Annotated in this window: 23 protein-coding genes; 11 read left to right on the plus strand and 12 right to left on the minus strand. The window is 71.5% G+C overall.

Annotation, left to right across the window (positions count from 1 at the left end):
- Positions 1-44: 44 nt before the first annotated feature.
- The 3 genes from RIN75_RS19045 to RIN75_RS19055 are packed head-to-tail and all read right to left on the minus strand — an operon-like array spanning position 45 to position 1,911.
- Positions 45-203: a hypothetical protein gene (locus tag RIN75_RS19045; RefSeq protein ID WP_309113302.1), complete on the minus strand. Its 159-nt coding sequence runs from the start codon at positions 201-203 to the stop codon at positions 45-47.
- Positions 200-991: a protein phosphatase 2C domain-containing protein gene (locus tag RIN75_RS19050; RefSeq protein WP_309113303.1), complete on the minus strand. Its 792-nt coding sequence runs from the start codon at positions 989-991 to the stop codon at positions 200-202. Before RIN75_RS19050 ends, RIN75_RS19045 begins: the two co-directional genes overlap by 4 nt.
- Positions 988-1,911 (minus strand): hypothetical protein, encoded by a 924-nt coding sequence (locus tag RIN75_RS19055; RefSeq protein ID WP_309113304.1) that lies wholly within the window; start codon positions 1,909-1,911, stop codon positions 988-990. The genes RIN75_RS19050 and RIN75_RS19055 overlap by 4 nt, the downstream gene beginning before the upstream one ends.
- A gap of 224 nt (positions 1,912-2,135) precedes the next feature.
- Here RIN75_RS19055 and RIN75_RS19060 point away from each other — a divergent pair, with 224 nt between their 5' ends.
- The 3 genes from RIN75_RS19060 (at position 2,136) to RIN75_RS19070 (ending at position 4,668) form a co-directional block, all read left to right on the plus strand.
- Positions 2,136-3,323 carry a peptidoglycan DD-metalloendopeptidase family protein gene (locus RIN75_RS19060; RefSeq protein ID WP_309113305.1) on the plus strand — a complete coding sequence of 396 codons (1,188 nt, stop codon included), beginning with the start codon at positions 2,136-2,138 and terminating at the stop codon, positions 3,321-3,323.
- Between the two features lie 63 nt (positions 3,324-3,386).
- On the plus strand, positions 3,387-4,034 hold the full coding sequence (locus RIN75_RS19065) for a hypothetical protein (protein ID WP_309113306.1): 648 nt from the start codon (positions 3,387-3,389) through the stop codon (positions 4,032-4,034).
- Positions 4,035-4,077: 43 nt separating this feature from the next.
- Positions 4,078-4,668: a helix-turn-helix domain-containing protein gene (locus tag RIN75_RS19070; protein ID WP_309113307.1), complete on the plus strand. Its 591-nt coding sequence runs from the start codon at positions 4,078-4,080 to the stop codon at positions 4,666-4,668.
- Here RIN75_RS19070 and RIN75_RS19075 read toward each other — a convergent pair.
- Positions 4,661-5,803, minus strand: a complete 1,143-nt coding sequence (locus RIN75_RS19075) for an MFS transporter (protein WP_309113308.1) — start codon at positions 5,801-5,803, stop codon at positions 4,661-4,663. The genes RIN75_RS19070 and RIN75_RS19075 overlap by 8 nt on opposite strands.
- A 55-nt stretch (positions 5,804-5,858) precedes the next feature.
- On the opposite strand from RIN75_RS19075, the gene RIN75_RS19080 reads away from it, so the two are divergent.
- Both RIN75_RS19080 and RIN75_RS19085 read left to right on the plus strand, forming a co-directional pair.
- Positions 5,859-6,230, plus strand: coding sequence for a MerR family transcriptional regulator (locus RIN75_RS19080; protein ID WP_309113309.1), 372 nt, complete (start codon positions 5,859-5,861; stop codon positions 6,228-6,230).
- A gap of 94 nt (positions 6,231-6,324) precedes the next feature.
- Positions 6,325-6,945, plus strand: a complete 621-nt coding sequence (locus tag RIN75_RS19085; protein ID WP_309113310.1) for a TetR/AcrR family transcriptional regulator — start codon at positions 6,325-6,327, stop codon at positions 6,943-6,945.
- On the opposite strand, the gene RIN75_RS19090 is transcribed toward RIN75_RS19085, so the two are convergent.
- Positions 6,908-7,084, minus strand: coding sequence for a hypothetical protein (locus tag RIN75_RS19090; RefSeq protein WP_309113311.1), 177 nt, complete (start codon positions 7,082-7,084; stop codon positions 6,908-6,910). The two genes, RIN75_RS19085 and RIN75_RS19090, sit on opposite strands and share 38 nt — an antisense overlap.
- Positions 7,085-7,194: 110 nt before the next feature.
- A complete protein-coding gene (locus RIN75_RS19095) occupies positions 7,195-8,079 on the minus strand; it encodes an NAD-dependent protein deacetylase (RefSeq protein WP_309113312.1) in 885 nt (294 codons plus the stop codon).
- A 53-nt stretch (positions 8,080-8,132) separates the two neighbouring features.
- On the opposite strand from RIN75_RS19095, the gene RIN75_RS19100 reads away from it, so the two are divergent.
- Positions 8,133-8,759 carry a hypothetical protein gene (locus tag RIN75_RS19100; protein ID WP_309113313.1) on the plus strand — a complete coding sequence of 209 codons (627 nt, stop codon included), beginning with the start codon at positions 8,133-8,135 and terminating at the stop codon, positions 8,757-8,759.
- Between the two features lie 53 nt (positions 8,760-8,812).
- Here RIN75_RS19100 and RIN75_RS19105 read toward each other — a convergent pair whose 3' ends face one another.
- On the minus strand, positions 8,813-9,373 hold the full coding sequence (locus RIN75_RS19105) for a superoxide dismutase (protein WP_309113314.1): 561 nt from the start codon (positions 9,371-9,373) through the stop codon (positions 8,813-8,815).
- Positions 9,374-9,493: 120 nt separating this feature from the next.
- Entirely contained in the window at positions 9,494-10,864 is a 1,371-nt protein-coding gene (gene cysS, locus RIN75_RS19110; protein WP_309113315.1) for a cysteine--tRNA ligase, read from the minus strand.
- A gap of 250 nt (positions 10,865-11,114) precedes the next feature.
- Here cysS and RIN75_RS19115 point away from each other — a divergent pair, with 250 nt between their 5' ends.
- The gene (locus RIN75_RS19115) at positions 11,115-13,445 is read left to right on the plus strand and encodes an immune inhibitor A domain-containing protein (protein WP_309113316.1); all 2,331 of its coding nucleotides are present in this window, start codon (positions 11,115-11,117) and stop codon (positions 13,443-13,445) included.
- 70 nt (positions 13,446-13,515) lie between these two features.
- The gene (locus tag RIN75_RS19120) at positions 13,516-14,088 is read left to right on the plus strand and encodes a hypothetical protein (RefSeq protein WP_309113317.1); all 573 of its coding nucleotides are present in this window, start codon (positions 13,516-13,518) and stop codon (positions 14,086-14,088) included.
- 768 nt (positions 14,089-14,856) lie between these two features.
- Here RIN75_RS19120 and RIN75_RS19125 read toward each other — a convergent pair.
- The 3 genes from RIN75_RS19125 to RIN75_RS19135 all read right to left on the minus strand — a co-directional run bounded on the left by RIN75_RS19125 (position 14,857) and on the right by RIN75_RS19135 (position 16,720).
- Positions 14,857-15,018 carry a hypothetical protein gene (locus RIN75_RS19125; protein ID WP_309113318.1) on the minus strand — a complete coding sequence of 54 codons (162 nt, stop codon included), beginning with the start codon at positions 15,016-15,018 and terminating at the stop codon, positions 14,857-14,859.
- 65 nt (positions 15,019-15,083) lie between these two features.
- Positions 15,084-15,698 (minus strand): cysteine hydrolase, encoded by a 615-nt coding sequence (locus RIN75_RS19130; protein ID WP_309113319.1) that lies wholly within the window; start codon positions 15,696-15,698, stop codon positions 15,084-15,086.
- A gap of 101 nt (positions 15,699-15,799) precedes the next feature.
- Positions 15,800-16,720, minus strand: a complete 921-nt coding sequence (locus RIN75_RS19135; RefSeq protein ID WP_309113320.1) for an SDR family NAD(P)-dependent oxidoreductase — start codon at positions 16,718-16,720, stop codon at positions 15,800-15,802.
- 104 nt (positions 16,721-16,824) lie between these two features.
- On the opposite strand from RIN75_RS19135, the gene RIN75_RS19140 reads away from it, so the two are divergent.
- Entirely contained in the window at positions 16,825-17,403 is a 579-nt protein-coding gene (locus RIN75_RS19140) for a helix-turn-helix domain-containing protein (protein ID WP_309113321.1), read from the plus strand.
- Here the strand turns inward: RIN75_RS19140 and RIN75_RS19145 are convergent.
- Entirely contained in the window at positions 17,367-17,894 is a 528-nt protein-coding gene (locus tag RIN75_RS19145) for a winged helix-turn-helix domain-containing protein (protein WP_309113322.1), read from the minus strand. The two genes, RIN75_RS19140 and RIN75_RS19145, sit on opposite strands and share 37 nt — an antisense overlap.
- Positions 17,895-17,985: 91 nt before the next feature.
- Between RIN75_RS19145 and RIN75_RS19150 the strand changes: the two genes are divergently transcribed.
- On the plus strand, positions 17,986-19,329 hold the full coding sequence (locus RIN75_RS19150) for a M20/M25/M40 family metallo-hydrolase (RefSeq protein WP_309113323.1): 1,344 nt from the start codon (positions 17,986-17,988) through the stop codon (positions 19,327-19,329).
- Positions 19,326-21,086 (plus strand): alpha/beta fold hydrolase, encoded by a 1,761-nt coding sequence (locus RIN75_RS19155; RefSeq protein WP_309113324.1) that lies wholly within the window; start codon positions 19,326-19,328, stop codon positions 21,084-21,086. Before RIN75_RS19150 ends, RIN75_RS19155 begins: the two co-directional genes overlap by 4 nt.
- The last annotated feature ends 49 nt before the right edge of the window (positions 21,087-21,135 follow it).

Raw genomic sequence — 21,135 nt, forward strand, 5'->3', positions numbered from 1 at the left:
ACCTTGCCGTGCGCGCACGGGTTTTCGCGGCGGGCGGACGGTGGTCAGCGGCGCAGGTTGCGGTGGAAGAACGTGCCCACCAGGTCGCGGACCAGCGGGACCGAACGCTCAGCGCGAATCTCGCCGACCAGCTTCACCCGGTCCTCTTCGGGCATCCGGTGCGCGGTCAGGACCTCGCGCAGGTTTGAGAGGACCCGGATCACGGCGACGGCGGGCGGAACGGGATGAGGGCGGCGGTGACGTTGTCGTGGCCGCCGTTGGTCAAGGCGTGGGCGACGAGGGCGCTGGCGGCGTGCAGGGAGTCGCCCGTGCCGGCCGCCGTGCGCAGGTCCGCGGGGTCGGCCAGGTAGCGCGTCAGGCCGTCGGTGCACAGCAGCACCCGGCCCGGGCCGGGCGGGCGGTGGCTGCGAAGGAGTGGATGGGGGTCGGGGGCGTCCGCGCCGAGCCAGGCGGTGAGGGCGTCGTGCTCGCCGGTGTCGTCCTCGGTCAGCAGCACGCCGGGGCCCTCGTCGGGCAGCCAGTACGCGCGGCTGTCGCCGACGCCAGCCGCCCACAGCCCCTGCGGGCCGACGACCGCGGCCACGTACGTGGCGGCCGGGGCGACGCCGAGGGTGGACGGGCCGCCGGCGAGCGCGGTCACGGCTCGGGCCGCGTGTGCGACGGAGTCGGTGAGGGCGGTCTCCGGCAAGGTGTCCGCGGCGAGTCCCTTGACCAGGGTCGCCGCGCCCGCTTCGGCGGCAACCTGGGCCGCGCGTTCGGGCCGGGCCGACAGGGACACGCCGTCGCACACCACGCCGACCGTCCACTCCCCCACCGCCGTGAGCACGACGGCGTCGGCGTTGACCGCGCGCCGCAGGCCCCGGTCGGTGACGAACGCGGCACCGTCCACAATGGACTCGACGTGGGCCCGGAAGTCCGACTGGGCGAGGCCGCAGTCCCAGCAGTGGCCGTCGGGGGCGACGGTTCCGGCGCAGCGGGCACAAGGTGTCATGTCCACTCCCACCCTATCCCGAGCACCCCCCTTGGCACGTCCTTCGCCGTCAGGTGCACCAAGCGACCAGGGGCCAGTACGAGGTCGGTGCCGCGCTCCACGGGGCCGTCGTCGTGCTGGGACAGGGCGAAACAGCGCACCGGCAGGCGGGGCTCGGTGAAGCGGACGCTCAGCACGTAGCTGCCCACCGGGTAGCGGAACGCGCGGCGGTAGTCGACGGCCTCGGTGCCGTCCGCCACGGTGAACGCGTACTCCAGCAGGTGGGTCTGGCCGGCGCGCAGAGCGTGGTCGAAGAGCAGTTCCACGGCGATCACCGGGGCGCGCGGGTGCCGGCGGACCCGACCCAGGCGGCAGTTCTCCACCGCCTCGGGCACGATCGCGTCCGGGTCCGTGCCGGGGTCCGCGCAGTACACCGCGAGGTGCCGGTCGGGGTGGCCGTCGACGGCCAGCAGCACCTGACGGGTGTGGATGCGCCGGATCGCCCCACAACCGCCCACGGACACCGAGTCGTCCTGGCACCACAGCCGCAGGTTGCCGTCCGATGGCCCGACCAGCGCGTCCACCGTCTCCGCCAGCGACTGCGCGGGTTGCAGCATGCTGCCGTACCGGCCGGTCGCCCGCCGTCGCGCCGCCCACCGGCCGCGCGGGCGGGGTGGACCGAGCAGGAACTCCAGGGAGTGCCGGGGCAGGCCCAGGATGGCCTCGATGGCCTGCACGGCGCGCAACGAGTCGGCCCGCTCGGGACGGCTGCGCCCCAGCCGCCAGTAGCTCAGCGTGGCCAGGCTGACGTGGATGCCGCGCCGCGCGAGGCGTTCCCGCAGGCGCTCCAGGGTCAACCCGCTGCGCTCGATCGCCGCGCGCAGCGCCTCGTGGAACGGACCCGTGCGCAGCAACACGTCGACGTCGGGTCGGACGGACACGGCGTGCCCCCTCGACTGTGGAAGAAAACAGTCTAGGAGCCGATTCCCGCCCGGCATGACCGACTAACGACGGTAGCCGTTCACAGTTTTGCGCCGGCTTCCACAGTAAGCCGCTGCCCGCCGCGAGTGGTCTTGACCAGTTCACGGACCCGGTATGTCATCGGGCGCGCGGCAGCCCTCCCTGCACCGGGCTGCCGGTTCCCCGCAAGTGTCCTGGAGGGCACATGTCCCTTTCCCTGCGGCGAATCCTCGCCATCGGGGCGTCGCTGACCGCCGGTGTGGCGGTGCTGGTCGTGCCGTCGACCGCCACCGCCGAGCCGGACCTGGCGACGACCGTCCGCTCCGCCGTGCTCGCGCAGCACGGTGCCGCGCTGCGCGAGCAGTGGGGCACCCGGTCGCTGCGCGAGCCGCTGTTCGAACCAACCCGGACGTCCGGCGACTGGGTGTTCGGCAGCACCACCGTCCCCATGGCCTACGGGCAGGAGCACGGGTCTCCGCTGATGGCCCTGTTCCTGGCCAAGCGCACCGGCAAGACCTGGAAGGTCGAGTTCGACGGCACTCCCGGGTTCGCTTCGTTGGCCCAGCAAGCACCGGTCCTCAGCGACGGCGAGAAGGAAACGTTCCGCAACAACGCTTCCGGCGTCCAGACCCTCGCCGACACCGGTCTCGGCCTGCCGTGGCCGCAGGGCGTGGCGTGGTGGATGGGCGGCGGTCCGCACGGCAACAGCGGCAGCACCCGGCCGTTCAGCTCGATCGACTTCAACGGTGGCGACGGCCGTGTCCTGTCCGCGGGTCCCGGGCGCGCCTACAAGAGCTGCATCCGGGGCCGTAGTGCGTTGGTGAAAGTCGTGCACGACAACGGTTACAGCACCACGTACTACCACATGTACGACCTGACCACGTTGGCCGACGGCAGCGCCGTGCGCACCGGGACGTACCTCGGGCACATCGGCAACGAACTGCCGTGCGGCGGGTCCAGCAGCGGTGCGCACGTGCACTTCTCGCTGTTGAAGGGCAACACGCACATCAGCGTGAACGGCATGACCATCGGCGGCTGGACGTTCTACGAGGGTGCCCAGGCCTACGGCGGTTACGCGCAGCGCGGCAGCACGCGCGTCAACGTCGGCGGCAGGGTGACCAACTACGGCGCCGGCACGACCCTGCCGACCGGCACCGTCAACGGCGGCTCGAACAGCTCGGTCAACCTGCGCTCCGGCCCCGGCCTGAGCTACGACACTGTGGGCACGGTCGCGAACGGCACCGTCGTGTCCATCGCCTGCACCGCGCGCGGCGAGACCGTGCAGGGCGTGTGGGGTCCGACCGACCTGTGGAACCGCCTCGAGGACGGCAAGTGGATCAGCGACGGGTTCGTGGACACGGGTACCAACGAACCGGTGGCGGCCGCTTGCTGAAATAGGCCGTGGGCGGGCTCCGGCCTGCACCGAACCCGCCCACGGCCCGGTACGTTCGGTCGGGTGACGTTCTGGAGGTCCCGACCGGAGCCGTTCGTCGACGCGGGCGCGGCGCGGCTGGCGTTCCTGCTGCACGAGTACAACGCGATCCGCGCGGAGCTGGTGGCCGCCGTGTCGACCCAGCAGACGGTGATGAACTACGGCTTGGCGGCGATCGCGGTGATCTACACCGGCGTGCTGGCGAGTTGGTCGAACACCGCGCTGCGCACGGGCATCCTGGCGCTGGCGCCGCTGGTCCTGGTGTTCGTGTGGTTCGTCTGGTACGGCGAGGTGCAGCGGCTGCTGCGGTCGCGGTGGTTCCTCTGGGAGCTGGAGAAGAAGGTCAACGGCCTGCTGGCGCGGCCGTTGCCGCCGGCGGAGTCGGACCTGCCGGCGGGCGACGTGCTGCACTGGGAGAGCTGGATCCGCGGCCGGAACCGGTGGCGCGCCAACCTGCACTCCCGTCCGGCGTACCACCTGGCCACGGGGCTGCTGTGCGGGACGGGGCTGGGGACCACGGTGCTGTCGGTGTGGCTGGCGGCTGGGCTGGGGCGGCCGTTGGTGTGGGTGGCGGTGGGGGCGGCGGTGTTGTTCTTGTTGCTGCTCGGGTACGCGTTCCATTTGTTCCGGCGCAACCCGTTCCTGGCCGACGCCGGCAAGACGATCGCGTGAGGGCCGGCGGGCGTGCGGGATGGATTTGGACTACAGTCCGGTTGTGCCCGAACCGGACCACGAACTACTCGTCCTGCGCGGCTCACGGCCGAAGGAGCGGGCGGATGCCGCGCGCAACCGTGCTGCGGTGTTGGACGCCGCCGCCGCGTTGTTCCGTGAGCACGGGGTGGACGCCGTGTCGATGGACGCCATCGCCGCCGCGGCCGGGGTCGGCAAGGGGACGTTGTTCCGCCGGTTCGGGGACAAGGCCGGGCTCGCCGCCGCCCTCCTCGACGAGCAGGAACGCGCGCTCCAGGAGGCCGTGCTGACCGGTCCGCCGCCGGTGGGGCCCGGGGCCGATCAAGGTGACCGGGTGCGGGCGTTCGTGGACGCCTACCTCGACTACCTGCTCCCCCACCTCGCATTGATCCGCATGTCGGAGACCGCCTCGCCGGGCGCGCGCTACCGGATCGGCGCGTACCGGTTCTGGCACCGCCACCTCACCCTCCTGCTCCCCGGCCGGGACCCGGAGGCCGACGCGCACACCCTGCTGGCCGCCCTGTCCGCCGAGCACGTGCACGCGGTCCTGCCCGATCTCGGCCCGGACCGCGTGCGTCGCGCCGCTCTCCGCCTCGCTGACGCCCTCGTCAGCTAAGGGCGCGAGGGAAGCGCCGAGCCGCGACGAGCACCGGGACCAGCAGGACCAGGACGCTCCACGGCAACGACGTCGGACCGGCCACGTCGAGCAGGACACCGCCGACCACCCCGCCGCCGGCCATGGCCACGTTCCACAACGTCACCAGCACGGCCTGCGCGGTGTCCGCGGCCGGCCCGCCAGCGTGCGCCACGGCGGTCTGCAACAGGGTCGGCACACCGCCCCAACCCAAGCCCCACAACGCGACCGCCACGAAGACCACCACCGGACTGCCGGCCGGCACCCCCAGCGCACCCGTCGCCATCGCCACCAGGATCGTCGCCACCACGGTCAACGCCCGCAGCCGCCGGTCGATCCACGCGCCCACCAACCAGATGCTCACGATCGACGCCACCCCGAACACCAGCAGCACGACGTCCACCGAACCGCCCATGCCCACGGCACCGAGGAAAGCCGCGATGTAGGTGTAGAGGATGTTGTGCCCCAACACGAACGCCGCCGTCACGACCAACACCGCGACCACACCCGGAAGCCGCACCGCCTGCCGCGGCCCCGGAGCCCCGCCCGGGAAGTCCGGCACCGCCAGCAGAACCCACCCGACCAGCACCACCGCGATCCCGGTCATCACCCAGAACGCCGCCCGCCACCCGATCGCGCCACCGAGGAACGTCCCCGCCGGAATCCCGAGCGACAGCGCCACCGGGATGCCGGCCATCACCACCGCGATCGCCTTGCCCGCCAACTCCGGGGGCGCGAGCCGGCGCGCGTAACCGGCCAACAACGCCCACACCACACCCGCCGCGACACCGGCCACGAACCGCGCCGCCAACGTCACCGGGTACCACGACGACACCGCCGTCACCGTGTTGGCCACCGCGAACCCGACCACCGCCACCAGCAGCAGCCGACGACGCCGCCACGACGCGGTCAACGCCACCAACGGGATCGCGGTGACCGCCGTGCCGACCGCGTACACCGTCACGAGCTGCCCCGTCGCGGACTCGCCGACACCCAGGTCCGCGCTCATCGCGGGCAGCACGCCGGCGGGCAGCGCCTCGGTCAGCACGGTCACGAACGCCGCGGTCGTCAGGGCCAGCAGGGCTCCCAGCGGGAGCCGCACCGATGTGATCACCATGAGCCGTATGCTCAAACCCTCACACATGTGTGAAGGTCAAAGTGAGGGGGAGCACATGCGGATCGGGGAGCTGTCGGCACGCACGGGCACGTCCCGCCGCCTCCTGCGCTACTACGAGGAACGCGGCCTGATCGCGTCCACCCGCTGCGCCAACGGCTACCGCGACTACGACGAGCGGCTGGTCGACCGCGTCCTCCAGGTCCGCGGCCTGCTCGACGCGGGCCTGCCGACGCGGATCATCAAGCAGATCCTGCCCTGCCTGGACAAGCCGCGGGTGATCTACTTCCCGGACGCCACGCCGGAGATGCTGGCGACCCTGGAACAGGAACGCGACCGGATGACCGAGCGGGTGGAGTGCCTGACCCGGAACCGGGACGCGATCTCCGAGTACCTGGACGCGGTCAAGGCGTACAACGGTCAGCGGTAGTGGAACGGCGAGAACCACACCTCCAAGCCCAGCCCTTTAGAGTACTTCGCGTACCTTATGCCATGTTAAGGTACGTCGAGTACCGGAGGTGGGTGTGGAGCGGAAGACGCGACGGCGTGGGGCCGATCTGGAGGGGGCGATCCTCGACGCCGCCGTCGCGGAACTCACCGAGCACGGGTACGCCGAGCTGACCATGGACAAGGTCGCGAAAAGGGCCGGCACCAACAAAAACGCGCTCTACCGGCGCTGGCCCAACCGCGCCGCGCTCGCGATCGCCGCCTACAAGCACCTGGTGTCGGCCGAAACGCCCTTGCCCGACACCGGAGAGCTGCGTGCCGACGCGCTGGAGTTGTTGCGCCGCGCCAACTCCTACTGGTCCTCACCGCAGGGCGCGGTGCTGCGGGACCTCATGGCGGGCATCGGGTTGCCCGAGTTGCTCGCCCAGGCCCGTGACGAGGTCGCCGACGCGGGCAGCGCGATGTGGCTGACCGTGGTGGAGCGGGCGGTGGCGCGGGGTGAGGCGCGGCCGGAGGCGTTGCGGCCGCGGGTGGCCACGGTGCCGATCGCCTTGCTGCGCAACGAGTTCCTCACCAGCGGGACGCCGAGCGCGCCCGACCGGGTCCTGGTCGAGATCGTCGACGAGGTCTTCCTCCCGCTGGTGCGCCAACCGCCGAGGATCACCGGGCGGGGCGCAGCACGCGGCCGGCGGCCGTGAGGTGCTCCCACGTCCGCCCGCGCTGGCTGGGCGGGGCGGAGCCGTCCGCGTTGCGCATCGGGTACACCAGCCCGAAGGGCACGGGCTGGTCGAACTCGTCACCGCTGCGGATGTCGATCAGATCCCGGACATGCGTCATCACGACCTCCTCGCGGGAAGGGTGGCTCCACTGGAGTTGCGGGGCTGACTCGGTGGATGCCTGTCAATTACCCGTTTCCGTGCGGTGACAAGCGGGTTTCCGTTGGTGCATCAGGGTGAAGTGCGCCGCAGGAGCGCGCACAGCTCGGTCAGCGCGGCACCCAGCGGGAGGTCGACCCGGACCGACGCGTGCACGTCGCCGCGCGTGCGGCCCTGGTTGACGATCACCACCGGTTTGCCGCTCTTGGCCGCGTGCCGCACGAACCGCAGACCGGACATGACCGTCAACGACGAACCGAGCACCAGCACCGACCGCGCCGCGTCGACCAGCCGGAAGCACTCGTCCACGCGCGGCTTGGGGACGTTCTCGCCGAAGAACACCACGTCCGGCTTGAGCACACCGCCGCAGTCCGCGCACGGGACGACCTCGAAACCGCGCACGTCCTCGGCGGCCAGCTCCACGTCGCCGTCCGGGTTGATCCGGGTCGCGGTGGCCTGGAAGCCGGGGTTGGCCGCGCGCAACCGGCGGTCCAGCTCCTCACGGGGCGAGGTGCGGCGGCAGTCCAGGCACAGGACGCGGTCGAGGTTGCCGTGCAGTTCGACGGCGTCGCGCGTGCCCGCCGCGTGGTGCAGGCCGTCCACGTTCTGGGTGATCACGCCGGACAGGAAGCCGGCGGCGCGCAGCTCGGTCACGGCGCGGTGGCCGTCGTTGGGCCGAGCGCGGGCGATGGTCCGCCAGCCGAGGTGGCTGCGCGCCCAGTACCGGCGGCGACCGTCGGGGCTGCCGACGAACTCCTCGTAGGTCATCGGCGTGTGCCGGCGCAGGCTGCCGGTCTCGCCGCGGTAGTCGGGGATGCCGGACTCGGTGGACAGCCCGGCGCCGCTGAGGACCACCACGCCGCCCCGGGCGACGACGGGGACGACCTCGTCCAGGCTCGTCGTGCGCGGCAGCGGCGCACCGGTGTCCATCCAGCTCAACGTGGGCCGCGTGCGCACGCGCTCCAGCTTACGTGCGTAACGGACCGCGGCCCGGAAACGATCAAGGGATCATGACCGGCGCAGTGCCCAGGCCCGACGGCGACCCAGGTCCGCCGCACGTCGCCAACCACGTCGGAAACGTCCAAGGCCCGTCCGTGCAGGCGGGCTACGTGGCCGGGGGCATCCACTTCCACGCACCGCCGCCCGCCGCGCCGCCACACCCCGCACCGGCGCCCCGGCCCGTCCGCGACCGGCGGCTGTTCCGGGCGTGGTTGGTCGTCGTCCTGCTGGTCTTCCTCGTGGCCGGGTTCGGCTCGTACCTGGTGAACGTCTCGGTCGGCCACGGCTCCCTCGCCGCGAACCTGGCCGCGGACGGAGTGTTGCTGCTGGTCGCGGTGGCGGTCCTGGTGGTGCGGTGGCGACTGGTGGCGCGCGACCTGTCGTTCCCCGCCTACATCGGGAAGGTCCTGGCGCGGTGCGTGCCACGCTGTGTCGCCATGACGTCCACGCCGGTCCTCGCCATCATCGCCGTGGTGCTCGGCGCGCTGCTGGTGGCCTCGCTGTTCGCGCCCCCGGCGGCCGGCGACCCGTACACCGCCGCGCAGGGCCGCAACGGCGTGCTGCTGTTCCTGGTGGGCTTGGCGGTCCCGGTGGTCCGCACGCTGGTCGTCCGCGCGCGGATCAGCCGGAACCGGTGACGGGCGGGCGGCGGTCCGCCCGCCCAACCCGACCCGCCTAGAACCCGACCCAGCTAGAACTTGACCGTCGCGCAGCCCAGGCGGGGACCGGCGGTGCCGGCCTTGCCCGGTTCGGTCGCGGTCTTCTGGGCGTGGATCACGACCGAGCCCGCCCGGCGGTCGGCGAACTGCCACGGGACGGTCGTCTTGACCACCGCATGGCCGCGGTCGTCGGTGGTGAAGTCCAGCCAGATCTCGTTGGTGGGGTTGGCGTACTTCGGGTCCACCGACGGCTGGTTGGGGTCTTCCACGTGCTGGTGGTGCGCGCCGGAGTCGGCGGGTGCCGGGCCGCACGGCTTCTGGTGGGCGTGCGAGCCGTAGGTGCGGTTCGGCACGAGTCCGTAGACGCTCAGCAGCACGTTCGTGGACTCCCGCTTCGGCGTGGCGACCACCATCACCTTGGCGCCCGGCGCGATGAGCGCGGTGTCGTAGGTGAACGCCTTCGTGGCCACGTCCGGGGCCGCGAACGTCCCGATGGTGATCGCGACGCCGCCACGGCCGCCGGAATCCTCGGCGGTCGCGGTGCCGGCGGTGACCAGGAGAGCCGCGCCGATGAGGGGGAACAGACGCTTCACAGCCCATGCCTTTCCGAATGGTCGGCGACCTGCCTGCCCGGCGACGCTAGCACGGTGTTCTCCCGACGGAAGTCGCACGAACGCGGACCGTCGGGAGAAACACCTCACCCTCCCGGGAAATCACCCGTTGTGGTACCACCAACGGGTGCCGTCGGCGGTGTCCTCGATGGTGATCCCGCGTTCGCGCAACGCGTCCCGGATCTTGTCCGCCTCGGCGAACCGCCGCGCCGCCCGCAACTCCCGCCGCCGCGCCAGTTCCTCCTCCACGTCGGCGTCCTCGTGGGAGTGCTCCAGGTCGAACGCGTCGAACAACCCGTCCACCTCGCGCAGCAGCGCCAGCGCGGCGGGACCCGGCGGCTCGCCGGTCCGGTTCTGCTCCCGGATCCACTCGAACACCACGGCGACCGCGCCCGGCGTGTCCAGGTCGTCGTCCAGGTGTTCGAAGAACCGCTCCCGGGTCCCGGCCACCAGCTCCAGCGCCGCCGCCGACTCGGTGTGCCCGACGTCCACCAGCCGCGCGAAGTTCTCCACCCGCCGCCGGGCCGCACGGGCGTGCGCCAGCGTCACGTCGTTGAACTCCATGGACGACCGGTAGTGCTGGCTGAGGAACGCGTAGCGCAGCGTGCGGAAGTCGGCCAGCTCCAGCGCCTGCCGGATGGTCAGGAAGTTGCCCGCGCTCTTGGCCATCTTCGCGCCGTCCACGCGCAGCAGGCCGGCGTGCATCCAGTACCTGACCAGCGGAACCTTGCCCGACGCGGCCTCCTGCTGGGCGATCTCCGCCTCGTGGTGCGGGAAGATCAGGTCCACCGCGCCGCCGTGCAGGTCGTACTGCGGCCCGAACACGGCCTCGGTGATCGCGGTGTCCTCGATGTGCCAGCCGGGCCGACCTTCACCCAGCGGCGTGTCCCAGTGCGGCTCGCCGGGCTTGCGCGCCTTCCACAGCGCGAAGTCGCCGGCGTTGCGCTTGCCGGCGTGCTCGTCGATGCGGGCCACGGAGTCCTCCGCCTCGACGTGCGTGCGGCCGGAGAGCTTGCCGTAGTCGGGGAAGGTGGACAGGTCGAAGTACCAGCCGTCGTCGAGCCGGTAGGCGTGGCCGCGGTCGATCAGCGCCTGGACCTGGGCGACGATGTCGTCGATGTGGTCGTGCGCGCGCTCGTAGGTGTCGACGGACGTGTTGTGCAGCGCCGCCATGTCCTCCAGGTACCGCGCTTCGAACCGGGCCGACAGCTCGCGCGGCGCGACGCCCAGTTCCGCCGCCCGTTTGATGATCTTGTCGTCGACGTCGGTGATGTTCTGCGCATAAGTGACCTGATAGCCGCGCTTTTTCAGGTAGCGCGCGACGAAGTCGAAATGCGTGTAGGTCTTGGCGTGGCCGATGTGGCTGAAGTCGTAGACCGTCGGGCCGCAGACGAACATCCGGACCACGCCGGGCGTCATCGGCTCGAACGGTTCCTTGCGCTTGGTGAGGGTGTTGAAAAGGCGAACGGGCACCGCGGGTCTCCCTCCGGGTGTTGAGAATCGGTGTTCAGAAATTCACCGACGCCCGACACTCGGCCACGACACGGCGCACCGCATCGTCGGAAGAACCGAAAATGACCCACACGAGAACGGAGTGTAGCAGCCTGACCCCACTTGATCACCCTCCGTCAGGACGGGTCGACTCCCGACTTCCGGACGTGCCGTCCGCCCCGCCGACTGCGGCAACGTCACCGCACGCAAACCCCCGAGTGAGGAGGACTTCGTGCGAAGACTCTTAGCCGGCGCCGCCACGCTGGCCCTGCTGACCGCCGGTCTGACGCCGATCGCTGCCCAGGCCGCGCCAAGAGCCGTCACCGAACAGCCGCCGCAGGCCACCGACGAGCTGCCGCACCCGTTGGAGGACAAGCGGCGCGCGTTGCGGCAGGAAGCGCTGGCCAAGGTGCTGACCGGCGAGACCACCGCCGAGCAGCGCGACGGCAGCAAGGTCGTCCGGCTGGGCGGCAAGAACGGCAAGGTCGACCAGTACGTCGAGCTGGAGCGGCAGAAGACGGACAAGATCTTCGTCGTGCTCGCCGAGTTCGGCGACGAGCGGCACCCGCAGTACCCCGACCAGGACACCGCGCCCGCCACGCCCGGCCCGAAGCGGTTCGACGGCCCGCTGCACAACGCGATCCCCGAGCCCGACCGCACGGTGGACAACACCACCATCTGGCACCCGGACTTCAGCCGCGGCTACTTCGAGGACCTGTACTTCGCCACCGAGCCCGGCGCGAACTCCGTCGCCAACTACTTCGACAAGCAGTCCTCCGGCCGCTACACCGTCGAGGGCACGGTCACCGACTGGGTCAAGGTCCGCTACAACGAGGCCCGCTACGGCCGGTCCAACGGCTACCCGTGCGGCGGCAACGTCTGCAACAACTCCTACGACCTGGTCCGCGACGCCGTCGCCCAGTGGTTCGACGACCAGAAGGCCGCGGGCCGCACCACCGACGACATCCGCGCGCAGCTCGCCGAGTACGACACCTGGGACCGCTACGACTTCGACGCCGACGGCGAGTTCTCCGAGCCCGACGGCTACCTCGACCACTTCCAGGTCGTGCACGCGGGCGGCGACCAGGCCGACGGCGACCCGTGGCAGGGCGAGGACGCGATCTGGAGCCACCGCGGCTACGCGTTCAAGAACTACAACTCCGGTCCGGGCCGCAACAAGCTCGGCGGCGCGCCCATCGGCGACACGGGCCTGTGGGTCGGCGACTACACGATGCAGCCGGAGAACGGCGGCGTGAGCGTGTTCGCCCACGAGTACGGCCACGACCTGGGCCTGCCCGACCACTACGACACCAGCGGCGGCGGCACCAACGGCGTCAACTGGTGGTCGCTGATGGGCCAGACCCGCGTCGGCGTCGGCAACGAGCCGCCCGGCACCCGCGCCAACGAACTGTCCGCGTGGGACAAGCTCCAGCTCGGCTGGCTGGACTACGAGGTCGCCGTCGCCGGCCAGGAGCGGGTGTTCGACCTCGGCCCGCACGAGTACAACACGGACAAGGCCCAGGGCCTGGTGGTCGTGCTGCCGGACGTGTCCAAGACGTTCGACTACGGCGACCCGTTCGCCGGCTCGAAGATGTGGTGGAGCGACAAGGGCAACGACCTCGACCACTCGATGACCCGACCGCTGGACCTGACCGGGAAGACCACCGCGGAGCTGACCCTCAAGGCCCGCTTCGACATCGAGGAGGACTTCGACTACCTCTACGTCGAGGCCGCCAACGCCGACGGGAGCTGGGCCCAGCTCGACGGCACCGTGGACGGCCGGCCGTTCGTCCGCGACTCCGGCAACGCGCCCGCCATCAGCGGCACCTCCGGTGGCCGTTGGGTGGAAGTCCGCGTCCCGCTGAGCGCCTACGCGGGACAGAACACCAAGCTGCGCTTCGCCTACCGCACCGACGGAGGTCTTGCGCTGCAAGGGTTCTTCGCCGACGCGATCACGGTCACCGCGGACGGCGCGCCGCTGCTGGAGGACGGTGCCGAAACCGGTTCCGGCTGGGCGCTCAAGGGCTTCCGCGCCACGGCGGGCACCGAGACCAAGGCGTTCGACCAGTTCTACATCGCCTCGCACCGGACCTACGAGTCCTACGGCGCGTACAACCGGACCGGGCCATACCGCTACAGCTTCCCGGACAAGCCGGACTGGGTGGAGCACTTCCCCTACCAGGACGGCCTGCTGGTGTCGCTGTGGGACACCAGCTTCCTGGACAACAACACCAGCGAGCACCCCGGTGAGGGCCTGATCCTGCCGATCGACGCCAACCCCGCGCCGATCCACCACCTCGAAGGCCGGCCGTGGTCGCCGACCGTGGGCGGCTACGACGCGCCGTTCGGGTTGCAGAAGTCGGACTCGTTCACGCTGCACATCAACGGCAAGCCGTCCTATGTGCGCGGTCAGCCGGCGCGGCCGGTGTTCGACGACACCAAGCAGTTCTGGTACCCGGAAACGCCCACGACCGGCGTGAAGCTGCCCGCGGTCGGCGTGGGTCTACGCGTGTTGACGCAATCGGGCACGTCGATGAAGGTGAAGCTGTTCCGCACCAGGTGAACCGCTCGGCGGCGCCGGACGTGATCCATTCAGTGGAACGTCCGGCGCCCGTCCGGCGATGTAGACGGACATGGTGAGATCACGTGGCACCGCCGCCCTCGTCGCCGTGCTGTCCCTGACCGGCTGCGCGCAGCAGCCCGCCCCGGCCAGTCCCGCCCCGTCGACCACGCGCACGACCGAGCCGCTGCGCGTCAGCCTCTGCGACGCACCCGACGACGTGGTGGCGTGGATGCGCGCCGAGGGCCTGGCCGTGGCCGAGGCGCGCTGCACCGCCGAACCGACCGACACCCGCCCGCTGCGCGCGTACGGCAAGTGGGCGTTCCCGCCGTCCGGGCGCGGCACACCGCACGTGGAATCCGTGGAGATCGCGGTGTTCGCCGACCGCGGCCCGGACGGCGGCAGCGCGTTCGACGACCTGAAGGCCGCGTACCCGCCGCACGAGCAGCGCACGGTGGCCGGGCACTACGCCAAGGTCGCCCACGGCCGCGGCCGGACCCTGATCACCCTGCCCGAACTGCCCGAGCCGCTGGACATCACCATCACCACGGCGACGACCGGGGCGACGGACGCCGAGTACGCGCGCATCCGGGCAGGCCACCTCGGCGCGCTGGAACAACTCGTGGCCGTGCTGGTCCGCACCTGAAATGCGGTTTTCCGCGCACCGCGGAAAACCCCCGGCCCGGGTCGCCGCCGACGTGCGGAATAGGCGCTTCCGGCCGGGCGAATTCACCCGGAATCGGCGGTGATCCGCCGCGCGGCGCGGCTCGTGGGCCGGGGCGCGCCGACCGAGGGCTTCGGGTCACCGGACCCACGCGGCGATGCCGGCCGCGGGGTCCGGTGTCACCCCTACGGCGTCCCAACACGTCCAACCGGGCGGACTCGGGCGGCGTTCGGGTGAACCTCGCCCGCCCGCGCGGCCCGCACCCGACCGGAGTCCCGGAGCGGGAGCAGCCCTGGGACGCACGGGCATCTTGGGCCACTTGGAATATTCTTGCCCCGCGAATCACTTTCCACAATTGAGCCAACGGCCGCGCGGATACGTACCCAATACAGAACGACGGCCTGACCGAGTGCGCACAGCGGCGCACAATTCACCCGTTCAGCCGCTTCCGGATTTGGTGCCGCGCCGAATACGGTCCTCTCCGGACCGCCGACCGGGACAGCGCGCGGTCACTCCGGGGGACGGGGGCAAGAGCATTAGTGGGACTGTTTTCGCGAAGTTTCCACGTGAACGCCTTCGCGCCTTCTCCCGATCAACGGCACGCAGGTCTTCGCGTCAGGCGAGGTCCCCCAGTCCCGCTTGACGCGTGCGGAGGCCGGGGAGTCCGTCCACGGGGCTCCCCGGCCCTATTTTTGTCCCCGATCGGGCGAGGGCAGGGCAGCGCGCGGACGAGTCCGGTGTGGACGGCGGCTAGCGGGCGACGCGGGCCAACGACCCGCGCACCCGCTTGCGCCGCACGAAGGAGTGGTCGGCCGCGCAGCCGGCGAGCAGCGCGCCCGACACCAGTACCAGCGTTTCCGCCCCGTGGACTGCGCATGCGCAGACCAGGACGGTCCAAAGCAGCAGCCTCATGCAGCAAGGCTAGGGACCCGGGTCACACCCGTCGAAGGATTTGAGGGAAGCTTAGGGTTCGGACTTCACCGCAGGGCCGCGGTGACCTCTTCCGCGGTCGCGGTCACCGAGAACATCGGGTAGTCGAACTTGATCGCGTTCTCGTGCTCTTCCTGCGAGGTCGCGGCCACGCAATCGGTGACCGTGATGACCTTGTACCCGTTCTCGTACCCGGTGCGCATCGTCGATTCGACGCAGCAGTTGGTGAGGAAACCACCAAGGACGATCGTGTCGATGCCCTTGCTGCGCAGGATGAAATCGAGGTTGGTGCTGGCGAACGTGTCCAGCCCGCGTTTGCCCTCGACGACGATGTCGCCCTGCTGGGGCGCGAGGTCGTCCACGATCGCCGCGCCCCACGTGCCCTTCACGAACGCCTTGCCGTCCACGACGCCCTTGAGGATGCCGTAGGGGTGGCGGGAGATCTCGTGGTAGCCCTCGGCGAACGTGATGGGCGCGTGCATCACGGTGGCGCCCGCCGCCCGGGCCGCCTCGACCAGGGCGACCGTCTTGGGCAGCATGCCCGTGCCCTCCATGACCGGGCTGACGGCGTCGTGCAGGACACCGCCCTGGCTGGTGAAGTCGTTCTGGTACTCGATCAGCACCACGGCGGTCTTGGCGGGGTCGAGCGTCAGATCGGTCATCGCGTGCTCTCCTGCTCGTCGGCTGGCCATGCTTCGGCGGCACGGCCGTAGCCGATTCAACGACCGCCGCGACCCTGCGGCAATGCAGCCAACGGGTGGCGTCAGACGGTCTCCTCCGAGACCTTCCACAGCCGGGATGCCGCCTCGGGGTCCAGCGCGTAGTCCGCCACGCCACCGCGCAGGCCGCCCACGTTGGGCACGGCCTCGGCGCAGTCCTCGAAGTACCGCCCGGTCACGCCCTCCACCAGCGGCGAGCCGGCGAGCAGCGCCGACGTGGCCGCGCCCTGTTCGACGGTCTTGAACCGGTGACCCGGCACGGCCGCCACCATCCGCGCCAGTTCGTCGGGGTCGACGTGCCGCTGGAGGTTGGTCTGGATGCTGCCGGGGTGCAGGGCGTTGACGGCGATCCCGTCGGCCGCCCACCGCCGCGCGGCCTCGACGGCGAAGAGGATGTTCGCGGTCTTGGACTGGCCGTAGGCGGGCCACGGCGCGTAGGGGCGGTCGTGGAAGTGGATGTCCTCGAACACCACCGGGGACATCAGGTGGGCGCCGGAGCTGACCACGACGACCCGCGCGCCCTCGGCGGCCAGCGCCCGGTGCAGGCCGGTGGTGAGCGTGAAGTGGCCGAGGTGGTTGGTGGCGAACTGCAGTTCCCACCCCTCCGGCGTGCGGGTCTCGGGTGAGGCCATCACGCCGGCGTTGTCGACGAGGACGTGCAGCGGGCCGTCCCAGTTGGCCGCGAACGCGGCGGCGGAGGCCTGGTCGGCGAGGTCGAGCGGGGCGACGTGGACCGGTCGGCCGGTGGCCGCCCCGATCTCGGCGGCGGCGCGCCGGCCGGCCTCGACGTTGCGCACGGCGATGGTCACGTCGGCGCCCGCGACGGCCAGGACGCGGGCGGTCTCGACGCCGATGCCGGACGCGCCGCCGGTGACGACGGCCCGCTTCCCGGTCAGGTCGACGCCCGCGAGCACCTCGGCGGCGGTGGAGTCGAAGGTGAACGGAGTGGTGATGCGGTCGGACATGGTGTCTCCCGGTAGGCTTGAAGCGGAGGAGCCTCCGCTAATCCGACAATAACCGGAGGATCCTCCGGTTAACATTGTGCCCTGCACCACACCGAGGAGCCGCCGTGGCCGCCCCACGCCCGCTGCGCGCCGACGCGCAGCGCAACCGCGACAAGCTGATCGCGGTCGCGCTGGAGGCGTTCTCCGCCGACGGCGAGGTGGCGCTGGAGACCGTCGCCAAGCGGGCCGGGGTCGGCATCGGCACGCTCTACCGGCACTTCCCCACCCGGGAAGCGCTGGTCGAGGCCGTCTACCGCAGCGAGTTGGCGAAGCTGTGCGATGCGGTGCCGGCGCTGCTCGCCGAACTGCCGCCCGAGCAGGCGATGCGGGCGTGGATGGACCGGTTCGTGGACTACATGGGCACCAAGCAGGGCATGGGTGACGCGCTCAAGGCCGTCATCGCCTCGGGCGCCGACCCGTTCTCCGAGAGCAGGCGGCTGCTGCTGGACGCGGTGGCCACGCTGCTCGACGCGTCCGGCGACCTGGGTGAGCACGTGCGGCCGATGGACGTCCTCGGCACGCTCGGCGGGGTCGCCCTGGCCGCGGTCGAGCTGTCCGACCGCGAGCAGGCGGCCCGGATGCTGGACCTGGTGATGGACGGCCTGCGCTACCGGTCCGGCCGGGCCACCAGCGACCAGAGGTAGCTCAACGGTTCGCCGTCGGGCTCGTCGCGCTCGACGAACTCGGTGATCAGCTCGACCATCCGGGCGGTCAGCTCCGCCCGGGACTCCGGGCCCAGCCGCAGGATGCCGCGCCGCACGTCCCGGTTGGCGTCCGGACCGGCTTCGATGATCTCCGCGCGGTGCGCGCCCAGCATGGCCAGGTCGACCTGCTGCACCAGACCTTCGCCGTCGTCCACCAGACCCAGCCGCCAGGTGCGACCGGTCGCGCGGTAGGGGCGTTCCAGCGCGCCTTTCGCGCCCGTGCGCACCGGTTCGGCGACCAGGAAGCCGGTGCCGACCAGGGCGCGGACGTGCCGCAGCACGGTCGCGGGCGCGACTTCGAGGCGTTCGGCCAGCTCCTGGTTGGTCCAAGCGCGGTCGAAGCAGAGCCGGAGGATGCGCCACCGCAGCGGGTGCGCCAGCGCTTTCAGCTCCTCGACGGACGCGGTTCGCGCGGGTTGGTCGGCGGGCACGCGTCGAAGGTTAGCCGAGCGGACCTTGCCGCGCGCGCCAGTGATTTGGTTCACTGCCATCGATTGCACTTCATGAAATCGGAGGGGTGGCATGGAGTTGGCGCGGCGGGTCGGGGCGTGGGTGGGTGAGCGGGAGCCGGACCTGGTGGCGGAACTGGCCGCGTGGGTGGCGCAGCCCAGCGTGAGCCGGACCGGCGAGGGCATGGCCGGCGCGGTGGCGCACGGCGTGGACCTGTTGCGCCGCAGCGGGTTGGCGGCCGAGGTGGTGGAGACTGGCGGGTGGCCGGCGCTGGTCGGCACCGCGCCGGGGCCACCGGGCGCGCCGCACGTCCTGGTCTACGGCCACTACGACGTCCAACCCGCCGGACCGCTGCACGAGTGGGTCACCCCGCCGTTCCAGCCGGACGTCCGGGACGGCCGCGTGTACGGGCGCGGCACGGGCGACAACAAGGGCCAGCACCTGGCTCAACTGCTCGGGTTGCGGGCGCTGCGGGACCTCGGCGGGTTGCCGTGCCGGATCACCGTGCTGCTCGACGGCGAGGAGGAGATCGGCAGCCCGAACCTGGCGAAAGCGTTGCGTCAGCTGGAAAAACCCGATCTGGTCGTGTGGAGCGACGGGCCGGTGCACGAGTCGGGCCGGGCAGCGGTCGTGCTCGGGGTGCGCGGGGTGCTGGCGTTCGAGCTGCGGGCGCGGGGCGCGTCGGGCGTGCTGCACTCGGGCAACTGGGGCGGGGTCGCGCCGAACCCGGCGTGGCGGCTGGTGCACGCGCTGGGCACCATGCGAGCGCCGGACGGGCGGGTGCTGGTGGAGGGCTTCGCGGACGCCGTGCACGGGCTGAGCCCGGGTGAGCGGGCCGCGTTGGCGGCGCTGCCGGTGGACGTGCCGCAGGTGCTGGCGGAAATCGGGGTGACCGGCATGGAACCACCCGCCGACCTCGGGTTCTACGAGCGGCTGACCGGACCGACCTTCACCATCAACTCGCTGACCTGCGAGGACGGCGGCGAGCACCGGACGGTCATCCCGAACGTGGCGGTCGCGAAGTGCGACATGCGGCTGGTCGGCGGGCAGCGCGTGGCGGACGTGACCGCCGCGATCCGCGCCCACCTGGACCGGCACGCGCCGGACGTAGAGTTCGTGCCCGGCGCGGCGATGGAGCCGTCGCGGACACTGCCGGAGACGCCGTGGACGGACGCGGTCCTGCGTGGCGCGCGGGAGGGGCTGGGTGAGGAGCCGCTGCTGGTGCCGGCGCTGGGCGGGAGCCTGCCGATCGCCGCGTTCACCGACGAGCTGGACGTGCCGTGCTACGGCGTGCCGCTGGCCAACGTGGACGAGCGCAACCACGCGCCCAACGAGAACCTGGTGCTGGACTGGTTCCGGCGCGGGATCGTGGCGGCGGCGACCGTGCAGCACGCGATCGCGGAGGTGGCCCGGTGAGCCTGACCGACTTCACGTGGGTGTCCGGCGCGGAACCCGGGCCGGACGGGCGGATCGCGTGGCTGAGCGACGCGAGCGGCAAGGTGCAGCCGTACGTGGACGGGCGGCACGTGCCGGTTCCGGGGTCGGCGCGGCGGTGCGCGTGGCACCCGTCCGGCACGAAGTTGTTGGTGCTGGTAGATCCCGACGGCGGTGAGGCGCACCGGCTGGCCGAGGTGGACGTGGCCGGCGGGGAGATCGACTGGCTGGTCGCCGACGAGGGCGTGCGCTGCGAGGTCGGCGTGCCTTACGCATCCGGCGGAAGTCCTTACAGCATCGACGGGAAGCTGTTGGCGTACGCGAACAACGCCCGTGACCCCGAGGTGTTCGACGTGTTCGTGCGCGACGAACACGGGTCGCGGACCGTGCTGCGGGGCGACGACCGGTACCTGCCGATGGGTTTCTCCCCCGACTCGCGGCTGCTGCTGGTGCTGAAGTTCCACCAGAACGCCGACCACGAGCTGTTCGTGGTGGACCTGACCGACGACTCGGTCCGCCGGATCACCGACTTCCCGGGTCCGGCCAAGTACGTGCCGGTGGGGTGGCTGCCCGATTCGTCCGGGATCGTCGTGTGCACCACGCAGGGCCGCGACCACCTGGGCCTGGCTTCCCTTTCCCTGAACGGGGAGTTGACCTGGATCGACACTCCCGAGTCCAGTGTGGAGGGCGGCGCGATCCAGGGTTCCCGGTTGGCGTGGGGCGTCAACGAGCACGGCTGGACCCGCTTGTTCTGGTCCGACAGCGGCGAACCGCGTGCGGTGGAAGGACTTCCGGACGGGCTCGCGGTGTGCGAGTTCGGCTACGACGGCCACGTGCTGCGGTTCACCCCGGACGGCCGGCTGCTGGTGCAGCTGGCCCGCGCGGACGCGGCCACCGAGCTGTACCTGGCCGACCTCGACGCGGGCACCGCCGAGCGGATCACGGACTTCGGCCGCGACCTGCCGTCGACCCTGGTGTCCCCGACCGTCGTGCACGCGGTCAGCCGGGACGGCCTGCGCATCCCTTGCCTGCTCTACAAGCCGGTCGGCGCGACGAACGCGCCGGTGGTCGTCACGGTGCACGGGGGTCCCGAGTCGCAGGCGCACCCGACCTACGACCCGCTGGTGCAATCGTTGCTGGCCAACGGGATCGGCGTGCTGGCGCCCAACTTCCGCGGCTCCTCCGGGTACGGCCTGACCTTCCAGCGCCTGGTGTACGGCGACTGGGGCGGCGGTGACCTGGAGGACCTGGCGGCCGCCGCGGCGCTGCTCGCGGACGTGGAGTGGGCGGACGAGACCCGGTTGGGCGTGCACGGCGCGTCCTACGGCGGTTTCGCCGCGCTGTCGTGCGCCGCGCGCCTGCCGGAGCGGTGGAAGGCGGCGGTCAGCGAGTGCGGGACCTTCGACCTGCTGACCGACATCCGGGACTGCCCGCCGACGTGGCGGCGGCGCACCAAGGAGTGGATCGGCGACCCGGACGACCCGGCGCAGCGGGCGAGCCTGGTGGAGCGCAGCCCGATCACGCACGCCGAACGCGTCCAGGCCCCGGTGCTGATGCTGCACGGCGAGAACGACACCCGCGTGAACCCGGAGGAGTCGGAGCGCATGTACGCGCGGCTGAAGGAGCTGGGCAAGCCGGTGCGCTTGGAAATGCACCCCGGTGTCGGGCACGAGGTGTACCGCGAGGGCCTGGCCGACACGATCGACCTCATCGTCGGTTGGTTCCGCGCACACCTGTGATCACTCGAACGGCCGACCCACCGTCACCGAATGCGACCGTCGTTCACAT

Source organism: Saccharothrix sp., from assembly GCF_031180885.1.
Taxonomy (GTDB): Bacteria; Actinomycetota; Actinomycetes; order Mycobacteriales; family Pseudonocardiaceae; genus Actinosynnema.

What these genes read in the sequence shown, in the direction of transcription:
- RIN75_RS19050 (WP_309113303.1), bottom strand. Translation starts at nt 991, where the DNA reads ATGACACCTTGTGCCCGCTGCGCCGGAACCGTCGCCCCCGACGGCCAC.
- RIN75_RS19060 (WP_309113305.1), top strand. Translation starts at nt 2,136, where the DNA reads ATGTCCCTTTCCCTGCGGCGAATCCTCGCCATCGGGGCGTCGCTGACC.
- RIN75_RS19075 (WP_309113308.1), bottom strand. Translation starts at nt 5,803, where the DNA reads ATGGTGATCACATCGGTGCGGCTCCCGCTGGGAGCCCTGCTGGCCCTG.
- RIN75_RS19080 (WP_309113309.1), top strand. Translation starts at nt 5,859, where the DNA reads ATGCGGATCGGGGAGCTGTCGGCACGCACGGGCACGTCCCGCCGCCTC.
- RIN75_RS19090 (WP_309113311.1), bottom strand. Translation starts at nt 7,084, where the DNA reads ATGACGCATGTCCGGGATCTGATCGACATCCGCAGCGGTGACGAGTTC.
- RIN75_RS19100 (WP_309113313.1), top strand. Translation starts at nt 8,133, where the DNA reads ATGACCGGCGCAGTGCCCAGGCCCGACGGCGACCCAGGTCCGCCGCAC.
- RIN75_RS19120 (WP_309113317.1), top strand. Translation starts at nt 13,516, where the DNA reads ATGGTGAGATCACGTGGCACCGCCGCCCTCGTCGCCGTGCTGTCCCTG.
- RIN75_RS19125 (WP_309113318.1), bottom strand. Translation starts at nt 15,018, where the DNA reads ATGAGGCTGCTGCTTTGGACCGTCCTGGTCTGCGCATGCGCAGTCCAC.
- RIN75_RS19130 (WP_309113319.1), bottom strand. Translation starts at nt 15,698, where the DNA reads ATGACCGATCTGACGCTCGACCCCGCCAAGACCGCCGTGGTGCTGATC.
- RIN75_RS19135 (WP_309113320.1), bottom strand. Translation starts at nt 16,720, where the DNA reads ATGTCCGACCGCATCACCACTCCGTTCACCTTCGACTCCACCGCCGCC.
- RIN75_RS19150 (WP_309113323.1), top strand. Translation starts at nt 17,986, where the DNA reads ATGGAGTTGGCGCGGCGGGTCGGGGCGTGGGTGGGTGAGCGGGAGCCG.